The organism is Paenibacillus koleovorans NBRC 103111, assembly GCF_004000845.1.
GTDB classification, from domain to species: domain Bacteria; phylum Bacillota; class Bacilli; order Paenibacillales; family NBRC-103111; genus Paenibacillus_AA; species Paenibacillus_AA koleovorans.
The window spans coordinates 1-19,003 of sequence record NZ_BIMA01000129.1 but is presented as its reverse complement, the minus strand read 5'-3'; the positions used below and the strand labels follow the sequence as shown (position 1 = coordinate 19,003).

Annotated in this window: 15 protein-coding genes; 12 read left to right on the top strand and 3 right to left on the bottom strand. The window is 55.9% G+C overall.

From position 1 onward, the window contains the following. Nucleotides 1-107: 107 nt before the first annotated feature. On the bottom strand, nt 108-1,940 hold the full coding sequence (locus PKO02S_RS27590; RefSeq protein ID WP_127588254.1) for a transposase: 1,833 nt from the start codon (nt 1,938-1,940) through the stop codon (nt 108-110). A 437-nt stretch (nt 1,941-2,377) separates the two neighbouring features. Here PKO02S_RS27590 and PKO02S_RS27585 point away from each other — a divergent pair, with 437 nt between their 5' ends. The 4 genes from PKO02S_RS27585 (at nt 2,378) to PKO02S_RS27570 (ending at nt 7,281) form a co-directional block, all read left to right on the top strand. Then, the gene (locus PKO02S_RS27585) at nt 2,378-3,472 is read left to right on the top strand and encodes a GerAB/ArcD/ProY family transporter (protein ID WP_164821725.1); all 1,095 of its coding nucleotides are present in this window, start codon (nt 2,378-2,380) and stop codon (nt 3,470-3,472) included. Then, complete coding sequence (locus PKO02S_RS27580) at nt 3,469-4,965, top strand: spore germination protein (RefSeq protein WP_127588252.1); 1,497 nt, start codon at nt 3,469-3,471, stop codon at nt 4,963-4,965. The genes PKO02S_RS27585 and PKO02S_RS27580 overlap by 4 nt, the downstream gene beginning before the upstream one ends. Nucleotides 4,966-5,003: 38 nt before the next feature. Then, the gene (locus PKO02S_RS27575) at nt 5,004-6,158 is read left to right on the top strand and encodes a Ger(x)C family spore germination protein (protein WP_164821724.1); all 1,155 of its coding nucleotides are present in this window, start codon (nt 5,004-5,006) and stop codon (nt 6,156-6,158) included. Nucleotides 6,159-6,234: 76 nt separating this feature from the next. Further along, entirely contained in the window at nt 6,235-7,281 is a 1,047-nt protein-coding gene (locus PKO02S_RS27570) for a C40 family peptidase (protein WP_164821723.1), read from the top strand. Nucleotides 7,282-7,303: 22 nt separating this feature from the next. On the opposite strand, the gene PKO02S_RS27565 is transcribed toward PKO02S_RS27570, so the two are convergent. Beyond that, the gene (locus PKO02S_RS27565) at nt 7,304-8,035 is read right to left on the bottom strand and encodes a molybdenum cofactor biosynthesis protein (RefSeq protein ID WP_127588249.1); all 732 of its coding nucleotides are present in this window, start codon (nt 8,033-8,035) and stop codon (nt 7,304-7,306) included. Nucleotides 8,036-8,227: 192 nt separating this feature from the next. Here PKO02S_RS27565 and PKO02S_RS27560 point away from each other — a divergent pair, with 192 nt between their 5' ends. The 7 genes from PKO02S_RS27560 (at nt 8,228) to PKO02S_RS27530 (ending at nt 16,402) form a co-directional block, all read left to right on the top strand. Further along, nucleotides 8,228-9,667 carry a bifunctional metallophosphatase/5'-nucleotidase gene (locus tag PKO02S_RS27560; RefSeq protein WP_127588248.1) on the top strand — a complete coding sequence of 480 codons (1,440 nt, stop codon included), beginning with the start codon at nt 8,228-8,230 and terminating at the stop codon, nt 9,665-9,667. A 15-nt stretch (nt 9,668-9,682) separates the two neighbouring features. Beyond that, the gene (locus PKO02S_RS27555; RefSeq protein WP_127588247.1) at nt 9,683-10,492 is read left to right on the top strand and encodes an undecaprenyl-diphosphate phosphatase; all 810 of its coding nucleotides are present in this window, start codon (nt 9,683-9,685) and stop codon (nt 10,490-10,492) included. A gap of 157 nt (nt 10,493-10,649) precedes the next feature. Next, nucleotides 10,650-11,744 (top strand): HD-GYP domain-containing protein, encoded by a 1,095-nt coding sequence (locus tag PKO02S_RS27550; protein WP_127588246.1) that lies wholly within the window; start codon nt 10,650-10,652, stop codon nt 11,742-11,744. Nucleotides 11,745-11,812: 68 nt separating this feature from the next. Then, complete coding sequence (gene yfkAB, locus PKO02S_RS27545; RefSeq protein WP_127588245.1) at nt 11,813-12,961, top strand: radical SAM/CxCxxxxC motif protein YfkAB; 1,149 nt, start codon at nt 11,813-11,815, stop codon at nt 12,959-12,961. 82 nt (nt 12,962-13,043) lie between these two features. Further along, nucleotides 13,044-14,393, top strand: a complete 1,350-nt coding sequence (locus PKO02S_RS27540; protein WP_127588244.1) for a hemolysin family protein — start codon at nt 13,044-13,046, stop codon at nt 14,391-14,393. Between the two features lie 33 nt (nt 14,394-14,426). Next, the gene (gene ytvI, locus PKO02S_RS27535; protein ID WP_127588243.1) at nt 14,427-15,473 is read left to right on the top strand and encodes a sporulation integral membrane protein YtvI; all 1,047 of its coding nucleotides are present in this window, start codon (nt 14,427-14,429) and stop codon (nt 15,471-15,473) included. A 98-nt stretch (nt 15,474-15,571) separates the two neighbouring features. After that, on the top strand, nt 15,572-16,402 hold the full coding sequence (locus tag PKO02S_RS27530; RefSeq protein ID WP_127588242.1) for an alpha/beta hydrolase: 831 nt from the start codon (nt 15,572-15,574) through the stop codon (nt 16,400-16,402). Here the strand turns inward: PKO02S_RS27530 and PKO02S_RS27525 are convergent. Beyond that, nucleotides 16,330-16,992, bottom strand: a complete 663-nt coding sequence (locus PKO02S_RS27525) for a hypothetical protein (RefSeq protein ID WP_127588241.1) — start codon at nt 16,990-16,992, stop codon at nt 16,330-16,332. The two genes, PKO02S_RS27530 and PKO02S_RS27525, sit on opposite strands and share 73 nt — an antisense overlap. Nucleotides 16,993-17,238: 246 nt before the next feature. On the opposite strand from PKO02S_RS27525, the gene PKO02S_RS27520 reads away from it, so the two are divergent. Next, nucleotides 17,239-18,927: a DUF4091 domain-containing protein gene (locus tag PKO02S_RS27520; RefSeq protein WP_127588240.1), complete on the top strand. Its 1,689-nt coding sequence runs from the start codon at nt 17,239-17,241 to the stop codon at nt 18,925-18,927. The last annotated feature ends 76 nt before the right edge of the window (nt 18,928-19,003 follow it).

The following is a 19,003-nucleotide window of genomic DNA, read 5'->3' as shown; positions in this document are numbered from 1 at the left end:
TTTATGGAACTAAATGGATAATTGGGGGTGGATTTTGTGTGCGGAAGGGTATTTTTGTAAGATTGTGGTCCATGCGCGGTCGTGGGGAGGCATCCATTTCGTTTGGGTTAAGCCTGTTTGGCACGGCGATTAAACCCAGGCCTCGGAGCAATTAATTGCCGAACCATGAGTTTCAAGTTGACGACGATTGCTGAAACGGTCGACTTGATCTGAATCGTATCCCGTTCCCGGGAATGCGACCGGCCAAGCCCGCAATCATTCTTCAGTTCCTTGTTTTTGCGTTCCACCAAATACCGTAGCTTATGGGCTGCCTTGCCCTCGTCACTTGCGTTGTAGGCTTTTGCCGCTTCGTAAGTGTCATAGTAATAGCTGTGAAACACCCTCTTCCCATCCTTGCTCGTCGTACACTCCATTTTAAGAGGGCATTCTTGGCAATCTTTCTTAGAAAACTCAAATTGGAATCCTTCTATCTGAGGTTTGTCATAGAATCGAACGGTTTCTTTGCCGTTCGGGCAGGTGTACACATTCTTTTCGCGATTGTACGTGAAGCGACTGATGTCATATAATCCGGTTGGATTTCGTGTCGCTACAGGGGCTACAACCTCAATACCTAGGGCTGCCAATGCCAATCGTTCCTTCCCGTAGCCGTACGCAGTATCGCCCAACAACGTTCGAGGCGTAACGTGAAAGAAGGATTGGATCCCGCGAACCATATCCACCATAGCTACTCGATCGGGCTCACTGGCCGGGATGACGCGTGTATCTAAAATGACGGAACGAGTCGAGCACAGGTTTTGCACCTTAAATCCTTTGGTCATCACAAAGCGACTTTTGGCACCTAGTCGGGCCTCAGGGGCGTGAGCGCTAATAATCCGATGTGCAGGACGATCCTTACGCGGAATCTTTTCATACGCTATAGCATCAATAGGGTGCGAAGCCTCGGGTTCGGGTGAATGGGAGAATGGAGACTCCAAGGAAGGAGGCTCCAAAGAGCTGTGCACACCTTCTGAACCTTCGTCGGGATCGGGATGCGAAGCGGCCTCGGGTTCGGGTGAGTGGGAAGAGGAAGCCTCCAAGGAAGGAGGCTCCGGAGAGCCGTGCGCCACTTCTGAACCTTCGTCGAGATCGGGCTGCGAATCGGGATCAACCGGTCTGCAGGTTTCGATGAGAATTTGTTCCAACAAGGCTTGCAGCTCCAGTGATTTCTGCCTGGCCTTTGGATTCTTCCAGCTCTGCATCAGGGGCACGATGTCTTCGTGGTCAAACCAATTTAAGAGAGCGTAGGCCTCCGCCGCCAGCTTGCTAAAGGCCAGCATTTGATCCTTGTCTGTAGACTGGGCGGATAATCGACGCGTAACCGATTCCAGTTCGAGAGACTTCGTAGTCAATTGATATAAACTCGGATAGCTTCGCTTCAACTGCTGAAGAATCCGAAGCATCGCCTGCTGGATCAGGCGGTAGGCCCCCACCATAACAACGCCAATCTGGCACGGAAATGAGTCGATAATCCATTGCTCGTTTCGATCGCCCCACAGACCTAAGCTGTACAATTGAGCCAGAATGTACAGATGGCAAGCTTGGAACATAGCGGGACCCAGCCGAGCACGGTCCTTTCCAATCGTACTATGATCGAAGCCGATGAAATCAACGGGAACACCGGAGAAGCGCTTAAAAAACAAGTCACCGACAATGTGCAGTTCCGTCCCGCGGTACGAGAGATTTTCGTAGGCCTGAAGGAGATGCACCTTAAGTTTGAGGGATGGAGGATAAGGACGTTGTCCCCGGCCTGAATACAGAACCGCGCACAACCGGTCGGCAAAAGTAAAATCAACTTTAGGTTCCAGATAGCTCCAGAAGGGGTGAGGAGGAAGCTTGGAATAAACCAACAGGTCAATAAACGAAAGTTGATCAAACGATTTATAGCGAACACGGGTGTACATACCGGAAGCCCTCCTGAAAACAAGTATATTCTTATTATACCATGAATTCAGGAGTATTCGGGAGAAATATGGGGATTATATCGTAATTATAGCCGTTTTTAACCGATTTCGGCTATTTTTTATTTCGTGCACCTTAGAGGTGATAATTATCCACAGTTAATCGACAGCCTCTTTTTTCGGACTAGGGAGCAAGGGTACAGGCGCCACGCTGCTCGGGAATGCTCTACGCCTCGAGCGGGTAGAGCTGGTTGCGGGAATGCGACGGAATGGGAGGATCATGGATCGTTCTAGGGGCGTTTTTTCAGAAAAAACGTAACGCCATGAACGAAAGAAGGAACAGAATGATCTTCCCAATCACAACCAATACAGGAATAAGACCGCCCCTTTTGGCAAAAAATAACGCGGATCGGCCCATTTTCAGACGAGGAGGCGAGGGAGTGAACAAACAAACCGGTATCGGCATCCTCCCGCTGGCGTTTACCTGGATCATGTCGGTCGGGCTGAACAACCACGTACTCGTCCTGCCGTTCATTCTGCATTCCTCCGGCCGCGATTCCTGGATCAGCGTACTGATCGGGATGGGGCTCGCGCTGATCTGGTCGCCGCTTCTCTATTACATTCTGAAGTCCGCAAAAGGCTATCACCTGAAAGACTGGCTCGTGCAAGCCTGCGGCAAGGCAGGGGCCTGGATCATCCTGGCCATCATCCTGCTCGGCCAATTCGCCGTCGTCTTCTCGACGTACGAGGATACGGTACGCTGGACGGACTCCAGCTACTTGCTGGAAACGCCGCAGTTCATTATCACGATCGCCATTCTCCCGCTCTGCTACTTCGCCGCACAAGGAGGGATCGAGACGATCGCGATCTGCGCCGGGCTTTTTTTTCCCTTCGTGGCGCTGTTGGGGATATTCGTCATGGCGGTCAACTTCCAATTCAAAGATTACACCCTGCTGTTTCCGTTGTTCGTAGATGGGTATGCGCCGGTCTGGAAGGGAGCGGTCTATGCCGGAGTTGGCTACGCGGAGCTGCTGATGCTGTTGTTCATCCAACACCATGTGAAGAAGCCGATTCGCTATTTGCACGTGTTTCTATTGCTGATGATGATTACGTGGATTACGACTGGGCCGATCTCCGGGTCGATCTCCGCCTTCGGAGCCGTTGAAGCGAGCATTCAACGCTACCCGGCCTTCGAGCAATGGAAGCTCGCCCGCATCGGAAGCTATATCGAGCATATGGACTTCTTCTCCATCTTCCAATGGTTGTCCGGCGCATTCATTCGCATCTCGTTGGGCCTTTATCTCATGATCGAGCTATTGAAAGTAAAATCGGTCGTCGGCAAAAATATTGCGCTGCTAGCTGTATCGGTAGTGATGATGCTCGTGGTGATCATCCCGAAAAGCGACATGATGTTCGACGCGATGCTATACAATTATTTGTTCCCGGGCTATCTGATCCTCATGTTCTCCCTGTCGCTGGTGCTGGGAGGATTGGCGGTCCGGATGAATCGGAAAGGAAGGAGGGCACCGTCATGACGGAGCCGTCAGTCGATAGCGCTGTTCTGCAAACTACCCTGAAGGAACTCGATTACGAGCGGTTGGAGCAAGTGTTCTCGGATTGTCACGATTTGAAGCTGTCCAAGAAACGGATGCGAACGGAAGTCGGCATACAAACCGCCTTCATCGCCTATGTCGAAGGGTTAGCGGATGCGAAGGAGATCAACGAGGCGTTGCTGCATCACTTCCAACATATGCTGCTGCACCAGGCGCCGGAGCTGCAGCAGGGCGAGGAGAGGCCTGAGGTTACCGACATGGAGCTGAGCTACAACCCGTTCGACGAAGAGACGAGCTTGGAGATGCTGGTCGACGTGGTGATGAGAGGCAACCTGCTGATCGTACTCCCCGAATCGAAGTGCGCCTATGCGCTGGAATCCCGCAAAGTCCCCCAACGGCAAACCGAGGAGTCAGCCTCGGAGGTGTCGATCAAAGGCCCGCGGGACGGCTTCACCGAGGACATCATCATCAATGTGGCGCTGGTCCGCAAACGGCTGCCTTCTTTGACACTTGCCCACGAGCGGTTCGTGATCGGTTCGCGCAGCAAAACGGCGGTATCGCTCCTTTACTTGAAAGATGTAGTCAATATGGAGTGGGTGGAGGAAAGCCGGGCGAAGCTGAACGGCATAAACACGGAAGTGCTCGCGAACACGCAGCAGCTGGAGGAATATTTGACGGGTAGAGCGTTCAGTCTGTTTCCGCTCATCGACTATATCGGACGGCCCGATCATGTCGTGCTGGGGTTGGAACGGGGCCGCCTTATTTTCCTGATCGACGGAACTCCATTGGCGCTGCTGGCGCCGGCAAATCTGGAATCCGTCTTGAAATCGCCGGAGGATGCTTATTTTCCTCCGTATTACGTACTGTTCGAACGGATTATCCGCAGCGTAGGCTTATTCCTGGCGGTTTTGCTCCCCGGGTTCTGGGTCGCTTTGTCCGCGTTCAATATGAATCAGCTGCCGTTCACGCTGCTCACGACGATCACCGTCTCCCGCATCGGTCTCCCGCTCCCTGCGCCACTGGAAGCGATTCTGCTCATCGGCCTGTTCGAAATATTCCGTGAAGCCGGCGTCCGCCTGCCGAAAGCGGTCGGGCAAACAGTAGCTGTAGTAGGGGGATTGATCATAGGAGAGACGGCGATCGATGCCGGTCTGACTTCGCCGACCATGCTGGTAGCCAGCTCCATATCCGTCGTCTCCTCGTTCCTGCTCGTCAATCAGAACTTGGCGGGTACGGTCAGCCTGCTTCGTCTCTATGTCTTGGTATGGTCCTCGTTTCTGGGCATGTTCGGCATGTTCATGGCCTTTTTCTCGATCGTCCTGTATATGGCCCGTCTGCATTCGTTTGGTGTCCCGTATCTCGCACCGTTCTCGCCTGCAGGGTTCCACGACATCCGACAAAGCTGGAGCTTGATCGCGCAGACGAAAAACAAGAAACGGCTGAAATTGCTTAAGACGCATGGCGACAAATCTTAGGAAGGGCGGTGAGAGCATTGTGGAGCAAGCGAATGCTAATGCACGCCACTATGGCGGTTCTCTTGCTGGCCATGCTACCGGGATGCTGGGACCTCAAGGAAATCGTAAACCGCAATTACATCGCCTCCATCGGATTCGATTTCGTGGATAACGAGTACAAAGTATATGTCCAGCTGCTCGACTTCTCTTCCATTGCGAAGCAAGCATCTGGCAAACCCGTTGCCCCGGCTCAGACTTGGATAGGCATGGCCGAAGGCAAAACCGTCATCCATGCGTTGAACAACTTATACCGCTCTTCTCAGCAGCAGACCGATTGGGATCATGTAAACTCTATTTTGCTGACCGAACGGGCTATGGAGCAGGGGATCGATCAGCTGTTGGACGGGCTCTTTCGCTTTCGCTCGGTCCGATACACATGCTGGGTATTCTCGACGAAAATGGATATCCCCGAGCTGCTGGGCGTCAACTCTTTCTTCAACCAGTCGGCGATTCGCACCTTATTACATAGTCCCCACGATCTGTACGCCCAACGCTCATATATACGGCCCATCCGCTACGTAGATTTGGTGAAGTCGGCGAAGGAGCCGGGTCAAACCGCACGCATTCCCTCTCTACATATGTCGGAGGACACCTGGCTGATGAATGACAAACCTGACCCGAAGATGTCGATTGACGGTCTGTACGCCGTTCGGATCGGGGAGAAGCCGGTTTGGTTCTCGGAGAAACAAGCGGCTGGCGTTCGTTGGTTTGAGCAAAAATTCGACGAAAGCCCGATGATCCTCATGAAGGGGACGACGACGATCGGGACGGTAAAGCTCGTTCGCCATACCAGTCGGATTCAAGTCGATGTCGAGAACGAGGAGCCGGTTTTTCATTTTCTGATGCGGATCCGAGCGAATCTGGTGGAGCTGAAAGAGCAGTTGTCGGAGGAGGAGCTATCTAAGTTGACGGAAAGCTTGATTACGAAGGAAATCGAGGCGACGATGACCAGGGCGGTGGAGCGGAATACGGATCTGTTCCAACTGGAGCATCAGCTGTTCCGACAGAACAACAAGCTCTGGAAGCGGTTGACCGACAACGGGACGAAGCCGCTTGCCATCAGCCGGGAGCAGCTTCGCCCGCATGTGCAAGTGCAGATGCAATTCGAGGGACGATTTTGGCATTTGATCCAGAAACAAGATAATAAAGGATAGTCGATTTTTCTCGCATAATTCCGTTCCGGGAGCCGCATTCTATCTGATGGATGAGAAGAAGAAAGGTGGCAAGCACATGGCGGATTGTGGCAGTAGTAAGGTTTTGCGGTTCGGGATCGTGGCGGCGTTGTCGGTAGGGCTTCTGACCGCTTCGGGCTGCGCGGGGAAAATGAAAATTCCGGGGGGATCCGGCGTCGAAGGGAAGAGCGGCAAGGATGGGATGCACATCCTGAACGTCGTCCCGAAAAACGAGGATGTGCGTATTCCCGTCACCAAGATCGACGGCAAAGATTATGTGGCCGCCCAACTTCTGGCCGACGTGCTGGAGTACCGAACGTTCTGGGATGCGGACTCCGGTACGATGAAGCTTGGCGTGAATGCGCCAGAGGTAGAACTGAAGAATGACAGCACCCAGGCCGTAAAGGAAGATCAGCCGCTTCAGCTGTCAATAGCGCCGATCTATAATAAGGATGCGATGTACATTCCGGTGCAATCCCTTGGAGAATTGTTCGGCTCCGAGATGATGTTCCGCAGCAATGAGAATGAAGTGACCGTGCAGCCCACGACTCCTAAGGTGGATAAAAGCTTGATCTCGGCTCCTCCGCAGGAAGGACAAGCGGGTAGCGATCTCAGCTTCGCCGAAGAGCTTCCACCGGGGCCTGTTCCGGCGCCTGCACCGGCTCCCGCACCGAACCGGATGCGCGCTCAAGCGGTCGGAGGCGGCATCAACGCCGAACAGATGGAGACCTACGGCAAGCGCTACTTGGGCGTCAAGTATAAGTTCGGTACGGGTCCGTACTCGCAGTCGGGTTTCTTCGACTGCTCCTCGTTCATGCAGCACTTGTTCGGCAAACAAGGCGTCGACTTGCCTCGGACGGCTAGAGCCCAGGCGAAGCTCGGGACGGGAGTCAGCCGCAAAAACCTGAAGCCGGGCGACCTATTGTTCTTCTACGTGCCTGGCCGGTTCCGGACCGATCATACAGTCGGCCATGTAGGGCTGTACATTGGTCACAATGAGATGCTGCACAGCTCGCCGGAGCCGGAGAACGGGGTGCAGATTACGAACATCAACAAGGAATATTGGCAGAACACGTTCCTGGAGGCGCGGCGGATCAAGCAATAGGTCCGTGAGGGAAGCTTGGCGGTCAGCCCATCCCCATCGGATTCCACGGACCCGTCTGATGGCCCTTCCACTCCGAGCCGTCTTCCCATACTTCCTTTTTCCAGATCGGCACGATTACCTTCAATCGCTCAATTGCATAGCGGCTCGCATCGTAGCATTCATCCCGATGGGGAGATGCTACCGCGATCACGACGCTGATCTCGCCGGCCGGCACGGAGCCGAGCCGATGCGAGATCGCACAGACGGCGCCTGTCCATCGGGCGCTTATTTCGCGTCCGATCTGCCGCAGCGTCTCCAGCGCCATCGGCTCGTACGCTTCATACTCGAGCAGAATCGTTCGTTTGCCGTGCGTATACTCGCGCGTGGAGCCGACGAAGGCGAGCACGGCTCCGTATTTCGGATCGCTGACTTGCCGGCATACCTCCTCCACGGAGAGAGGCTCGTACGTCAGCCGGAACCGGTCTTCGAACCGCTGCGCCTCGACTTCCTCGGGCGTCGGCTCCCCGCCGGAAACCGGCGGGATGAGGGCGAGCTCGTCCGCCTCCGTCACTTCGGCTTCGTCCGCCGCGTAGCTGCGGTTCACGGCGGCGAACGATGCGTGAACGGAATCTGCGGCGGCGGGGAACCTCGCGCATAACGCGAGCTTCAGCTCGCCGACGGTCATCCGCTCGCGAGCATCTTCCGTATGCCATTCTATACGGCTTGAGCCGATTTTTTCTGCCAATCCGGCGAAAAGCAAGATCGTCAATTTCATAGGGTTCCACTCCTGGGAAGCTCGTATTTTAGAATCATCCTACTAATGCTGAGCGATGCTTGTCAATCCCGCTACATAACGCTGTTCAAGCCGCATACAATGAGTACTGTTCGATTCGGCGGACAAGAGGCAGGATTTTGCAGGCCGAGGACCGAATCAATAGCTGGAGAACCGTGAGAAAGGGGCAGGATCATGCCGGGACAATCGCAACAGCTGCACATCGTGCACACGAACGACTTACATAGCAGCTTCGAGCAGATGCCCCGGATCGCAACGGCCGTCCGGCGGGCTAGAGCGAAGTGGGGCGAGGAGCAATTGCTGCTGCTTGATATCGGCGATCATATGGATCGTATGCGCGTGGAGACGGAGGGCAGCATGGGCGAGGCGAACGTCGCCGTGCTGAACGCCACCGGCTACGATGCGGTCGTGCTGGGCAATAACGAGGGGTTGACTTTTCCGAAGGCCACGATAGCCGATACGTATCGCAAGCATGCCCAGTTTCGCATACTGGGTACGAATTTACTGGATAGCGATATAGGGCGGCAGCCGGATTGGCTCTCTTCCTCGGTCTTGCTGCAGCGAGGGAATTTGAAGGTCGGCTTGATCGGGGTGACGGCTTTCTATGCGAGCTTCTACGCCTTGCTCGGCTGGACGGCAACAGAGCCGCTTCAAGCGGTGCGCGAGGAGGCAATCAAGCTTCGCCTTGCCGGGGCGCAGCTGGTCATCGTCATGTCGCACTTAGGTTTGATGATGGATCAGCGGATGGCACGGGAGACTGAAGGCATCGATCTGATTCTCGGCGGGCATAGCCATCATCTGATGGAGCAGCCCGAGCGCGAAGGAAGCGTGTGGCTGGCCGCGACCGGCAGTCATGGCCGCTTTATCGGCGAGCTGACGGTATCCTATGATTTTGAAACGGGGAACGTCACGCTGGATGAGGGGGACTCCGTGCCTCTGGGACAGTATGAGCCGGATGAGGCCATCGCTTCCTTGATCGAGCGTTACAGGGTGTGCAGTGTGGACCGGCTCGAGCAGGTCGTCGCCACCTTGGAACACCCGCTGGATGTTGATTGGTATGGCGAGTCTCCGCTCGGGAACTTGCTGGCCTCCGGGATTCGACGCTGGACGGGAGCGGAGATCGGTCTCGTCAATGCCGGACAGCTGCTCTCGGGTCTTGAGAGAGGGCCCGTTACGCTCGGCCGGCTGCACGCCATGTGCCCGTCGCCGATCAATCCATGCCTGACGATGCTTGACGGCCGGCATTTGCTCGAAGCGCTGGAGGAATCGCTTCAGCCTGATTATATGGAGCGGGCGATCAAGGGGTATGGCTTTCGCGGTCAAGTGCTGGGAATTCTGGGCACGGACGGGCTATCCATTGAATACGATCCGAACGGCGAGGCAGGAGCGAGTATTCTTAGTGTTCTTGTGAACGGCGTGCCTCTCGAGCTGGAGCGGCGGTATCGGGTCGGTATGATCGATATGTTCACGTTCGGCAGCGGCTATATGTCGCTCAGCCGGGGCGAGGACACGACTTATTATTTGCCGGAGTTTATTCGGGACGTGCTGCGGGCGCAATTGGGACGGCCCGAGGAGCTGGACCGCTGCCGGCGGTTGAACTGGTTGGCAAGATAGGGGAGGGTGTTAACGATGGATTTATGGATTGCGCTTGTTATCGGGATCGTAGAAGGGTTAACGGAGTTTTTACCGGTATCTTCGACCGGACATATGATTTTGACCGGCCATTTGCTGAACTTTGAAGGCGCCAAGGCGGAGACGTTCGAGATCGTCATCCAGCTAGGGGCGATTTTGGCGGTCGCGCTGATCTATTGGCGGCGGGTGCTGCGGTTGTTCGGCTATCGGGACGAGGCGACTCGCGCGAAGCCCGCACGGTTGAATCTCATTCATATCGCGATTGCAATCGTGCCTGCGATGGGGCTCGCTTTTCTACTGAAGGATCAAATCAAGCTGTTATTCTCTCCAGAGACGGTAGTGATCGGGCTTGTGGTCGGAGGGATTTTCCTCATTATCGGGGAAAAGCAGCAGTCCAAGATCACGACGAACGATCTCGACGAATTCACGTACCGGCAGGCGCTATTCGTCGGGCTGGCGCAAATTTTGGCGCTGTGGCCGGGCTTTTCCCGTTCCGGTGCGACGATAGCGGGGGGTATGCTGGCGGGGGCGAGCCGGGCGGCGGCGGCGGATTTCACGTTTTTGATTGCGATTCCGGTCATGGTCATGGCTTCGGGCTACGAGATGCTCAGCAGCTATGAGATGTTCAGCTCCTCGGATTTGACCTTTTTCGCGGTCGGCTTCGTCGTATCGTTTATCGTGGCGCTGCTCGCCGTCGTTTCATTCATTAAGCTGGTCGGGCGGCTGAAGCTTACTTATTTTGCCTACTACCGATTTGCTTTGGCGGGGATAGTCCTTCTGTATATGTCTTTAGGCGGCTTTCAATAAAGCTCGTCTGGAAATGTCTGATGCTTTTGGCTCAAATTGCGGAACGGTGTCGAATCGACGCCGTTTTTTTATTGCCAATCGTATGCTCCTTCGTATACCATTTAAGGCAAGGCATACTTTCAGGTACATATTGGCAATGGGAAATGGCGGGACATCGATGAGGCTGATTCCGATCGGGGCTTGTATGCCAGGCATGCGGCTCGCGAAAAACATACACAATGAGGAAGGACTCGTCCTTCTGGCGGAACGCGTAGAGCTGACGGAGGCGATCATTCGCAAGCTGGGCCTTCACGGCGTATCCTTTCTCTACATAGAGGACAAGCGGACGGAGGATATCGTAATCGCGGACGTGATCCGGGCCGAGACGCGGCAGAGGGCGATGAAGGAAATCCGCACGGAGTTCCGTCGGCTTATGACCGATGCGATGCCCAGGAAAGCGATCAACGCGCCGTTCTTCGGAAAGGCGTTCAAACAGATTATCTCGATGATCGTCGATGACTTGAAGGACAATGAGAATGCGATGATCCTGCTGGCGGAGATCAGCATCACCGATCATTATTTATACCAGCATTCGCTTAGCGTCTGCTTGTACTCGCTGCTTATGGGTGTGGCGCAAGGGTATGATCAGAACGAGCTGATGACGCTCGGGCTCGGCGCGCTGCTGCACGACATCGGAAAGACGCGTATCCCGACCGACATTTTGTTCAAGAAAGGCCCACTCGATTCGAACGAGCTGCAGGCGATGCGCAGTCATCCCGAGCTCGGCTTCCGCATGCTGAAGGACGAGCCCAACATCCCGCTTCTGTCGGCGCATTGCGCCCTGCAGCATCACGAGCGGATCGACGGGAGCGGGTATCCGCGCGGCATCAAGGGCTCGAACGTCCACAGCTATGCGCAGTGGATCGGCATCCTGGATTCCTACGACGCGATGACGTCCTATCGGGTTTATCGCGACACTGCCCTGCTGCCGCATCAGGCGATGGAAGAGCTGTTCGCGGGGGCCGGCACGCAGTACGACAAGATGAAGGTGGAGCTGTTCCGCGACCGGGTCGCTCTGTATCCGCTAGGGCTGCAGGTCAAGCTCAGCACGGGCGAGGCGGGTGTGGTCGTGGACCTGAACAGCCGGTTCTCGCAGCGTCCTGTTGTGCGCGTCCTGCAGGACCCGATCGGCGGAGAGGTGAGCCAGCCGTATGAAATCGATTTGTCCAAAAACTTGAGCGTCATGATTATCGCCGTCCATCCGTTTGATTGATGGGCGGTTTTTGTTTACAATGAAAACAATCGAATGTTTTCAAACTAGGAATTTAGGTGAATTATAAAGTGGAACCATCCCTTTCTCATACAACACGGAAGCAAGAACGGGCTTTGCCTTTGTTGACCCCGACGAATGATCCTTGGGATCCGATCCGCTCGCTCCAGCGTTACGGGCGTCATGTTCTGACCAGCATAGAGATGACAATGACGAATTTGTGCAATATGCGCTGCGAGCATTGCGCCGTCGGCGATGCCTTGACGATGACGGAGGGCGCTCGACTGCCGCTCTCCGACATGCTGAGGCGGCTGGACGAGATCGAGACGCTGGAGACGATCAGCATTACGGGCGGGGAGCCCACGTATCAAGAGAAGACGGTGCGCGAGTATATCGTGCCGCTGCTTCGGTACGCTCGCGATCGTGGCGTCCGGTCGCAGATCAACTCGAATTTGACACTGGACCCGGGGCGTTATGAGCTGCTGGCTCCGTATCTGGACGTCATGCATATCTCGTTCAATTATTTGAATGTTGACGATTTCCATGCGGTCGGCTTCGTCAATACGGCGCACCCGGTCGGACGCGAGACGGCGGCGAAGCTGTACGAGCGTATGATCGAGAATACAGTCGCCTTGAGCAAGGGCGGCATGTACGTCAGCGCCGAGTCGATGATCAACTATCGGACGCATGAGAAGCTTCCGGCGATTCATCGGCTGATCGAAGAGATGGGCTGTCGTCGGCACGAGGTGCATCCGATGTATCCGAGCGCTTTCGCCTCCACGCTGCCGATGCTGTCGCTCGAGCAGACGCGGTCGGCGATCGGTCGGTTGCTCGACGCTCGCAATCCCGATATGTGGATGCTGTTCGGCACGCTGCCTTTCTTCGCCTGCAGCGAGCGCGAGGAGGATCGGGCGATTATCCGGCGGCTGCTCGAAGCGCCGAACGTCACCGTGCGCAACGATCCGGACGGCCGCAATCGGCTGAACGTCAATTTGTTCAACGGCGACGTGTTCGTAACCGATTTCTCCGACTTGTCCGCGCTCGGCAACATCAAGACGGATTCGCTGGAGAGCGTCTTCGAACGGTGGATGCGCCATCCGCTTAACCTGAAGGTCAACTGCCACTGCCCGACGGCCGCTTGCTGCGGACCGAACCTGTTAGTGGCGGATATGTATTATAAGGAAGTCGATTTCAAACACCGCCAAGCTTTAGTGGGCTGATGCCGCTGGTCACTAGTTATTTGTCGATTGGGCCGGATGCTATCGGAGGGAGGCCCGCTATCCCCTGAGAGGAAGTACCGCCATGGAAGAGCATGTGTTTCACTGGAGCGCTATCTTTTGGTATATGCTGCTTGTGCTGCTGCTTGTACTGTTGAACGGATTTTTCGTCGCGGCGGAGTTCGCGCTTGTCAAGGTGCGGCAGACTCGCCTGACCCAGCTCGTCAACGAAGGGAATAAACGTGCCCGCTACGCGCTTAAGGTGAACAAGAAGCTGGACGCTTATTTATCCGCCACCCAGCTTGGCATTACGCTGGCGTCGCTCGGCTTGGGTTGGGTGGGCGAAGAGGCGGTGTCGGAGCTGCTCGTGACACCGCTGCTAGGCCGGATCGGTATCGAAGACGCGGTGCTAAGCCACACAATTTCGTTCGCCGTCGCTTTTGCCGTCATCACGTTCCTCCATATCGTACTGGGAGAGCTGGCGCCGAAGTCGCTGGCCATCCAGCGATCGGAGAAAACGTCGCTCTGGCTGTCAATGCCTCTTATGCTGTTCTATAAGCTGTTTTTTCCGCTGATCGTCGTCTTGAACGGCACCGCCAACCGGTTGCTGCGGCTTGTCGGCGTCGAGCCGGCGACGGAGCATGAGGCGCATACGGAGGAAGAGATCCGCATCCTGATGAACCAGAGCGCAAAAAGCGGTCACATCGACAAGGATGAGCTCGCGTTGTTCGACAATATTTTCGAGTTCTCCGAGCGAATGGCTCGGGAAGTGATGCTGCCGCGCATCGACATGGACTGCCTGTTCGTCGACCAGTCGTGGGCGGACAACATGAAGACGGTGTATGCGACCAAACATACCCGCTACCCCGTAGCGCTGCAGGACAAGGACCGGATCGTCGGCTTCGTGCATATAACGGATTTGCTGACGGCCGACCCGAACGAAGAGCATCAGCTCGAGACGTTCATCCGGCCGATCTTGACCGTGCCCGAGTCGATGGAGATTAGCCAAGTGCTGCGACTCATGCAGAAGCGGCAATCGCAGCTCGCCATCGTTATCGACGAGTACGGCGGCACGGCGGGCTTGCTCACGAGCGAGGAAATCGTCGAAGAGATCGTCGGCGATCTGCGCGATGAGTTCGACGAATACCGTCCAAGCATCGAAGTGAAGGGGCACATTACCTCTGTAGAAGGCCGGATGCTGCTGGAGGAAGTGAGCGATATGCTCAACATCTCGCTCGAGGACGATGAGGTCGACTCGATCGGCGGCTGGTTGTTCAAGCAGCTGGAGGGGATGCCGGCCAAAGGCAAGAAGGTAACGGCCGGTTTATATATTTTTGAAGTGGGTGAAGTGGATCGTTTGCGCATTTTGCGCGTACATATCTATAGACAAGATGAACTGTCGAGTGGGGCGGGACCTGTTCCGTCTGTTACGTGAGGGGATTCGAGAAGCTGAAGAGGAGGACTACGCTTGTCCGCAAAGACGATTATTATGATGGGGCTTGGCTTGCTGGCGCTCTACGGGCTGTTTACGGTTGGTTCGCCGTTTCTGCTCGCCATCGTCATCGCCCTGTTCCTGGAGCCTGTCATCGTCCCGATGATGAAAGTGTTCCGCTTGAACCGCCCGGCGGCATCCGCCATTGTGTGCACGCTGTTCACGCTGCTGTTGTTCGGGCTGGCCTATCTGCTTGGGCTCCAGATGGTGGCGCAGCTCGTGGAGTTCTGGGATAAGGCGCCGCATTATTTCACCGAGGCGAGTAAGTATTTCCAGGATGCGACCGAGCGGACGCAGCTGTTCTATGACTCGCTCCCGGGCGACATGGCCGAGCAAGTACAGAGCGGGATCGAAGCCGGCGTCACGGCGCTGACCAATTCGCTCAACGGCATTATGAAGAGCATCTCCGGCTATTTCATCGGATTTGCGAAGTTTATACCGACGTTCGTCATTTACTTCATCGTGTTTCTCGTAGCGCTGTACTTGTTCAGCATCGGCATGCCGCGGATCAAGCAGTCGTTCTTGTCCTTGTTCGAGGAGAAGTCGCAGGGCAAGGTCGATGAAGTGCTGCAGAGCTTGCGCAGCTCGGTATTTGGCTTCTTGCGGGCGCAGGTCATCCTTAGCGCGATGACGTACATCATCGCCATGATCGGGCTGCTCATCTTGAAGGTCGAGTACCCGCTGGCGATTTCGCTGCTCGTCGTCCTCGTCGACATCTTGCCGATTCTGGGCGTGGGCTCCGCCCTCGTGCCTTGGGCGCTGTACAGCATCATCACCGGGAATGCGTTCCTCGCGGTTGGCCTTATTATTTTGTTCGTCGTCATTACCGTCGTACGGCGCATCATCGAGCCCAAGGTGCTCGGCGACGCGGTCGGCATCGGGGCTTTGCCGGCGCTCGTCGGCCTGTATGTAGGCTTCGAGCTGTTCGGCGTCATCGGCCTGTTCCTCGGCCCGATCATCGTCATTATTTATCAAGCGATGCGCAAGGTCGGGTTGCTGCAGTTCAAGATCAAGCTGGAGTAGTCCCACAAGCCTCGGCATCCTCACCAAAGGAATGCCGGGGCTTTAACTATTTCGTTTGACGACACACGCAAATTTTGTAGGGAGAGGACGGATGGAGTATGCAACTGGAGATGATTTACTTGGATCGGCCGCTTATGATCAAACGGGCGGTTGACATTGCCATCCCGCAAGCGGATGCAGAAGGGCGCAAACAAACGACCGCTTTGTTGTATGTGCATGGCGGCGGTTGGAATTTGGGGGCGCGCGAGCAGTTTCATCATCATCTGGAGCATTTCTCGTTGAGGGGGTATTGGGCAGGCAGCGTCGGCTATCGTCTGGCGCCGGGAGCGAAGTGGCAGGAGCAGCTGAAGGATGTGATGGAAGGCTACGGCCGGTTTCTTCAGCGCATCGATGAAGCCGGCGATCATGTGGACCGCGTTATCGTCATCGGCAGCTCGGCGGGCGCGCATCTCGCTTCGCTGCTTGCGCTCATGGAGCCTTGGCAGCTGGATGTTCCGGTAGTGCTGGCGGAGGGCCAGGCCCGCTGGCGCAAGCCGGATGCTTGCGTGTCGATCAATGGCCCGGGCTCCATGGAGCGCTGGGACGACATGAACGAGTTGATTCGAGAGAGCATTGAGCGGGTTGCCGGGGTTGGCTATGACGACGAAACCGACGTGTTCGCGAAGATGTCGCCGGACCGTTACGTGCGTGCCGGTTGTCCGGACTTCCTGTTCCTGATCGTGGAGCGGGAGAAATATTTCCCCCATCCTCTCGTCTATCGCATGAGCGATTCGATTCGCGCCGCCGGCTCCCGTTCGGAAGTCGTCTACTTCGAGGACGCGGATCATGGATTTTTTTACGGGATCTCGAGCCCGCTTCAGCAAAAGGCGTTGGCCGTTCTGGAAAAATTCGTAGAGGCCATCGGCGCAGCGGAAAGCTCGTTGAAATAGCCTTCGTGTTTGCCCTGATAGAGTGGCTGTAGCTTCGGGGAGGCGGCAAAATCGCCTGGTTTGACGAGCGCTTGATGGTTGTCCATAAGGATGCGGTCCGCTTGCTCGAGAACGGCGGCGACGAACTGGGAGCAGAAGAAGCGGTCTTGAGGAGCGTACGGTTTGCCCAGAAGCACGCCGAATAGGCCGAGAAGGTTGTACTTGTACTTGGACTGCTCCTTCATCATGTCCGCTACAAACGCCTGCATCCGGTCGTATTCGGCGGCGCTCACTTCCAATTTGTAAATGGCGAAGCTCCACTTCCGGTAAGCCGACGACTGCATGTTTTCTTTCACGAGTCCGCCGTCGAACGGATTGTTCAAGTTTTTGCGGCCGAAGCTGTACACCTCCTTCAGAGAAGGGTCGAAGCTGATCGAAGCATGGTTCATCGCGTCGCCGGTGAACCGGCCGATGAGTCCGCTGAACCAGGTTCCGGTTTCGGTCAAAATGATATAGACGTTTTTAGTTGACGAGGCAATCGCTTCGTTTTTTTGTATGGTCGGGGTGGTTGTTGATGGGTTGGGATTGAAGAGGGGGCGCATTTTGCTCATCCTCCGGGGATCGATTTAGTCCGAGTAAGGACACTTTTATCGTACCGTGGCGGCTCTTTTCTCGAAACGGCCCCTAGGCCGTAAAGCGATTACGACCTTGGTCCAGCTTGCAGCCGGACCTTCATGCCTGAAGCTTTTTTCCGCGGAATCAGTTGCATTTCTGAACGTTTCGTTTCGAATTTGTATGGATCGGTCGGATCGGTTGTGCTAAGATGAGAGTATCTTCTTGCTAAGGAGGCTTTTTTTATGTCATCCTCACCTACATTCGATACGATTTGCCTCAGCTCGCTGATTAAGGTGTTCGCCGACGAGGAAGTTGGGGAACGTCCTTTCCTGAAAGGCACCGCACTCGCTAATGAAACGTATTCGTTCCAAATCGCTTATCGCTCCGACTCGCTGCTCAAGCTGATCCGCACCCGCGTTGTCTCCGGGCTTACCGCTCGCGTCTCGCTGCGGACCGTGGGACTCGTCACTTGCGAAATGCCGAATTACTCCGACGCCGATCAGAATGTGCTGCGACTGGCGCCGGGCTTGTACCCCGATCCCTTGTATCCGGTTACCGAGCTGGACGGATTGACAGCCATACCGGGGCAATGGCGCTCGCTGTGGGTGACCGTGACGCTGGACGGCAGCGTGAAGCCGGGCACTTATCCGATTACGATCCAATTTACTGCGAATAATGGAGAGCCGTTGGGCGAAGAGACGTTCGGCCTGAAGGTTCTGACCGCCGAGCTCCCCGAGCAGAAGCTGCTCCATACGGAATGGTTCCATGCGGATTGCCTCGCCACCTATTATGGCGTGGATGTATTCAGCGAGGCGCATTGGACGATCGTGGAGTCTTTTATTGCGACGGCTGTGAAGCATGGCATCAATATGATTTTGACGCCGCTGTTCACCCCGCCTCTCGATACCCGGATCGGCGGCGAACGTCCGACCACTCAACTGGTTGACGTGACGGTGGAGCGCGAGGGTGTATATAGCTTCGGGTTTGATCGGTTGAAGCGCTGGGTGGAGATGTGCGATCGTCTCGGCGTGCAATATTTCGAGTTCTCGCATCTGTTCACGCAATGGGGGGCGAAGCATGCGCCTAAGATTGTGGCGCAGGTGGACGGCTCCGAGCAACGGATCTTCGGCTGGGACACGGATGCGACGGGGGTGGCTTACAAAGACTTCCTCGCGCAATTCCTGCCGCAGCTGGTCGGCTTCATCAAGGAGAACGGCTTGGAGAAGCGCAGCTACTTCCACGTGTCGGACGAGCCTACGACGCCCCATTTGCCGACGTATGAGAGCGCCAGCTCGTGGCTGTCGCAGTTCCTGGGCGAGTTCCCGGTCATGGACGCCCTGTCGGAGTATGACTTCTACGAGCGCGGCTTGGTGAAAATGCCGATACCGGCGAACAATCATATCGAGCCGTTCCTCGAGCATGAGGTGCCTGGCTTGTGGACGTACTATTGCTGCGCGCAGCATCAGGACGTCTCGAACCGCTTCATCTGCATGCCGTCCGCCCGCAATCGGGTGCTGGCGCTGCAGCTGTACAAGTTCAACATTGCCGGCTTCCTGCATTGGGGCTATAATTTCTACTACTCGCAATACTCGCGGTATCCGATCGACCCGTACCGGGTGACGGATGCGGGGCATGCGTTCCCTTCGGGCGACCCGTTCGTCGTGTACCCTGGCGCGGACGGCCAGCCGGTCGAGTCGATCCGGCTCGAGGTGTTCTATGAAGCGCTGCAGGATTTGCGCGCGTTGGAGAAGCTCGAGAGCCTCATCGGCCGCGAGCGGGTGCTGGCTTTGCTCGAGGAGGGCCTCGAGCGGCCGATCACGTTCAGCGAGTACCCGCACGACGCGAGCTGGCTGCTCGAGAAGCGCGCGCAGGTGAACGCGCTGATCGAGTCGGAATCGCTGGCACAGGCGGAAGCGACTCCGACGGCTTGATTATCCTTGCTACAAACACAACGAGCCTCTGGACATAGGCGTCCAGAGGCTTTTTCGACATATAAGAAAGTTTAAG

Excerpts from the sequence above, each read along its gene's own strand:
- PKO02S_RS27590 (WP_127588254.1), bottom strand. The coding sequence starts at position 1,940 with ATGTACACCCGTGTTCGCTATAAATCGTTTGATCAACTTTCGTTTATT.
- PKO02S_RS27580 (WP_127588252.1), top strand. The coding sequence starts at position 3,469 with ATGACGGAGCCGTCAGTCGATAGCGCTGTTCTGCAAACTACCCTGAAG.
- PKO02S_RS27575 (WP_164821724.1), top strand. The coding sequence starts at position 5,004 with ATGCACGCCACTATGGCGGTTCTCTTGCTGGCCATGCTACCGGGATGC.
- PKO02S_RS27570 (WP_164821723.1), top strand. The coding sequence starts at position 6,235 with ATGGCGGATTGTGGCAGTAGTAAGGTTTTGCGGTTCGGGATCGTGGCG.
- PKO02S_RS27565 (WP_127588249.1), bottom strand. The coding sequence starts at position 8,035 with ATGAAATTGACGATCTTGCTTTTCGCCGGATTGGCAGAAAAAATCGGC.
- PKO02S_RS27560 (WP_127588248.1), top strand. The coding sequence starts at position 8,228 with ATGCCGGGACAATCGCAACAGCTGCACATCGTGCACACGAACGACTTA.
- PKO02S_RS27555 (WP_127588247.1), top strand. The coding sequence starts at position 9,683 with ATGGATTTATGGATTGCGCTTGTTATCGGGATCGTAGAAGGGTTAACG.
- PKO02S_RS27550 (WP_127588246.1), top strand. The coding sequence starts at position 10,650 with ATGAGGCTGATTCCGATCGGGGCTTGTATGCCAGGCATGCGGCTCGCG.
- PKO02S_RS27540 (WP_127588244.1), top strand. The coding sequence starts at position 13,044 with ATGGAAGAGCATGTGTTTCACTGGAGCGCTATCTTTTGGTATATGCTG.
- PKO02S_RS27530 (WP_127588242.1), top strand. The coding sequence starts at position 15,572 with ATGCAACTGGAGATGATTTACTTGGATCGGCCGCTTATGATCAAACGG.
- PKO02S_RS27525 (WP_127588241.1), bottom strand. The coding sequence starts at position 16,992 with ATGAGCAAAATGCGCCCCCTCTTCAATCCCAACCCATCAACAACCACC.
- PKO02S_RS27520 (WP_127588240.1), top strand. The coding sequence starts at position 17,239 with ATGTCATCCTCACCTACATTCGATACGATTTGCCTCAGCTCGCTGATT.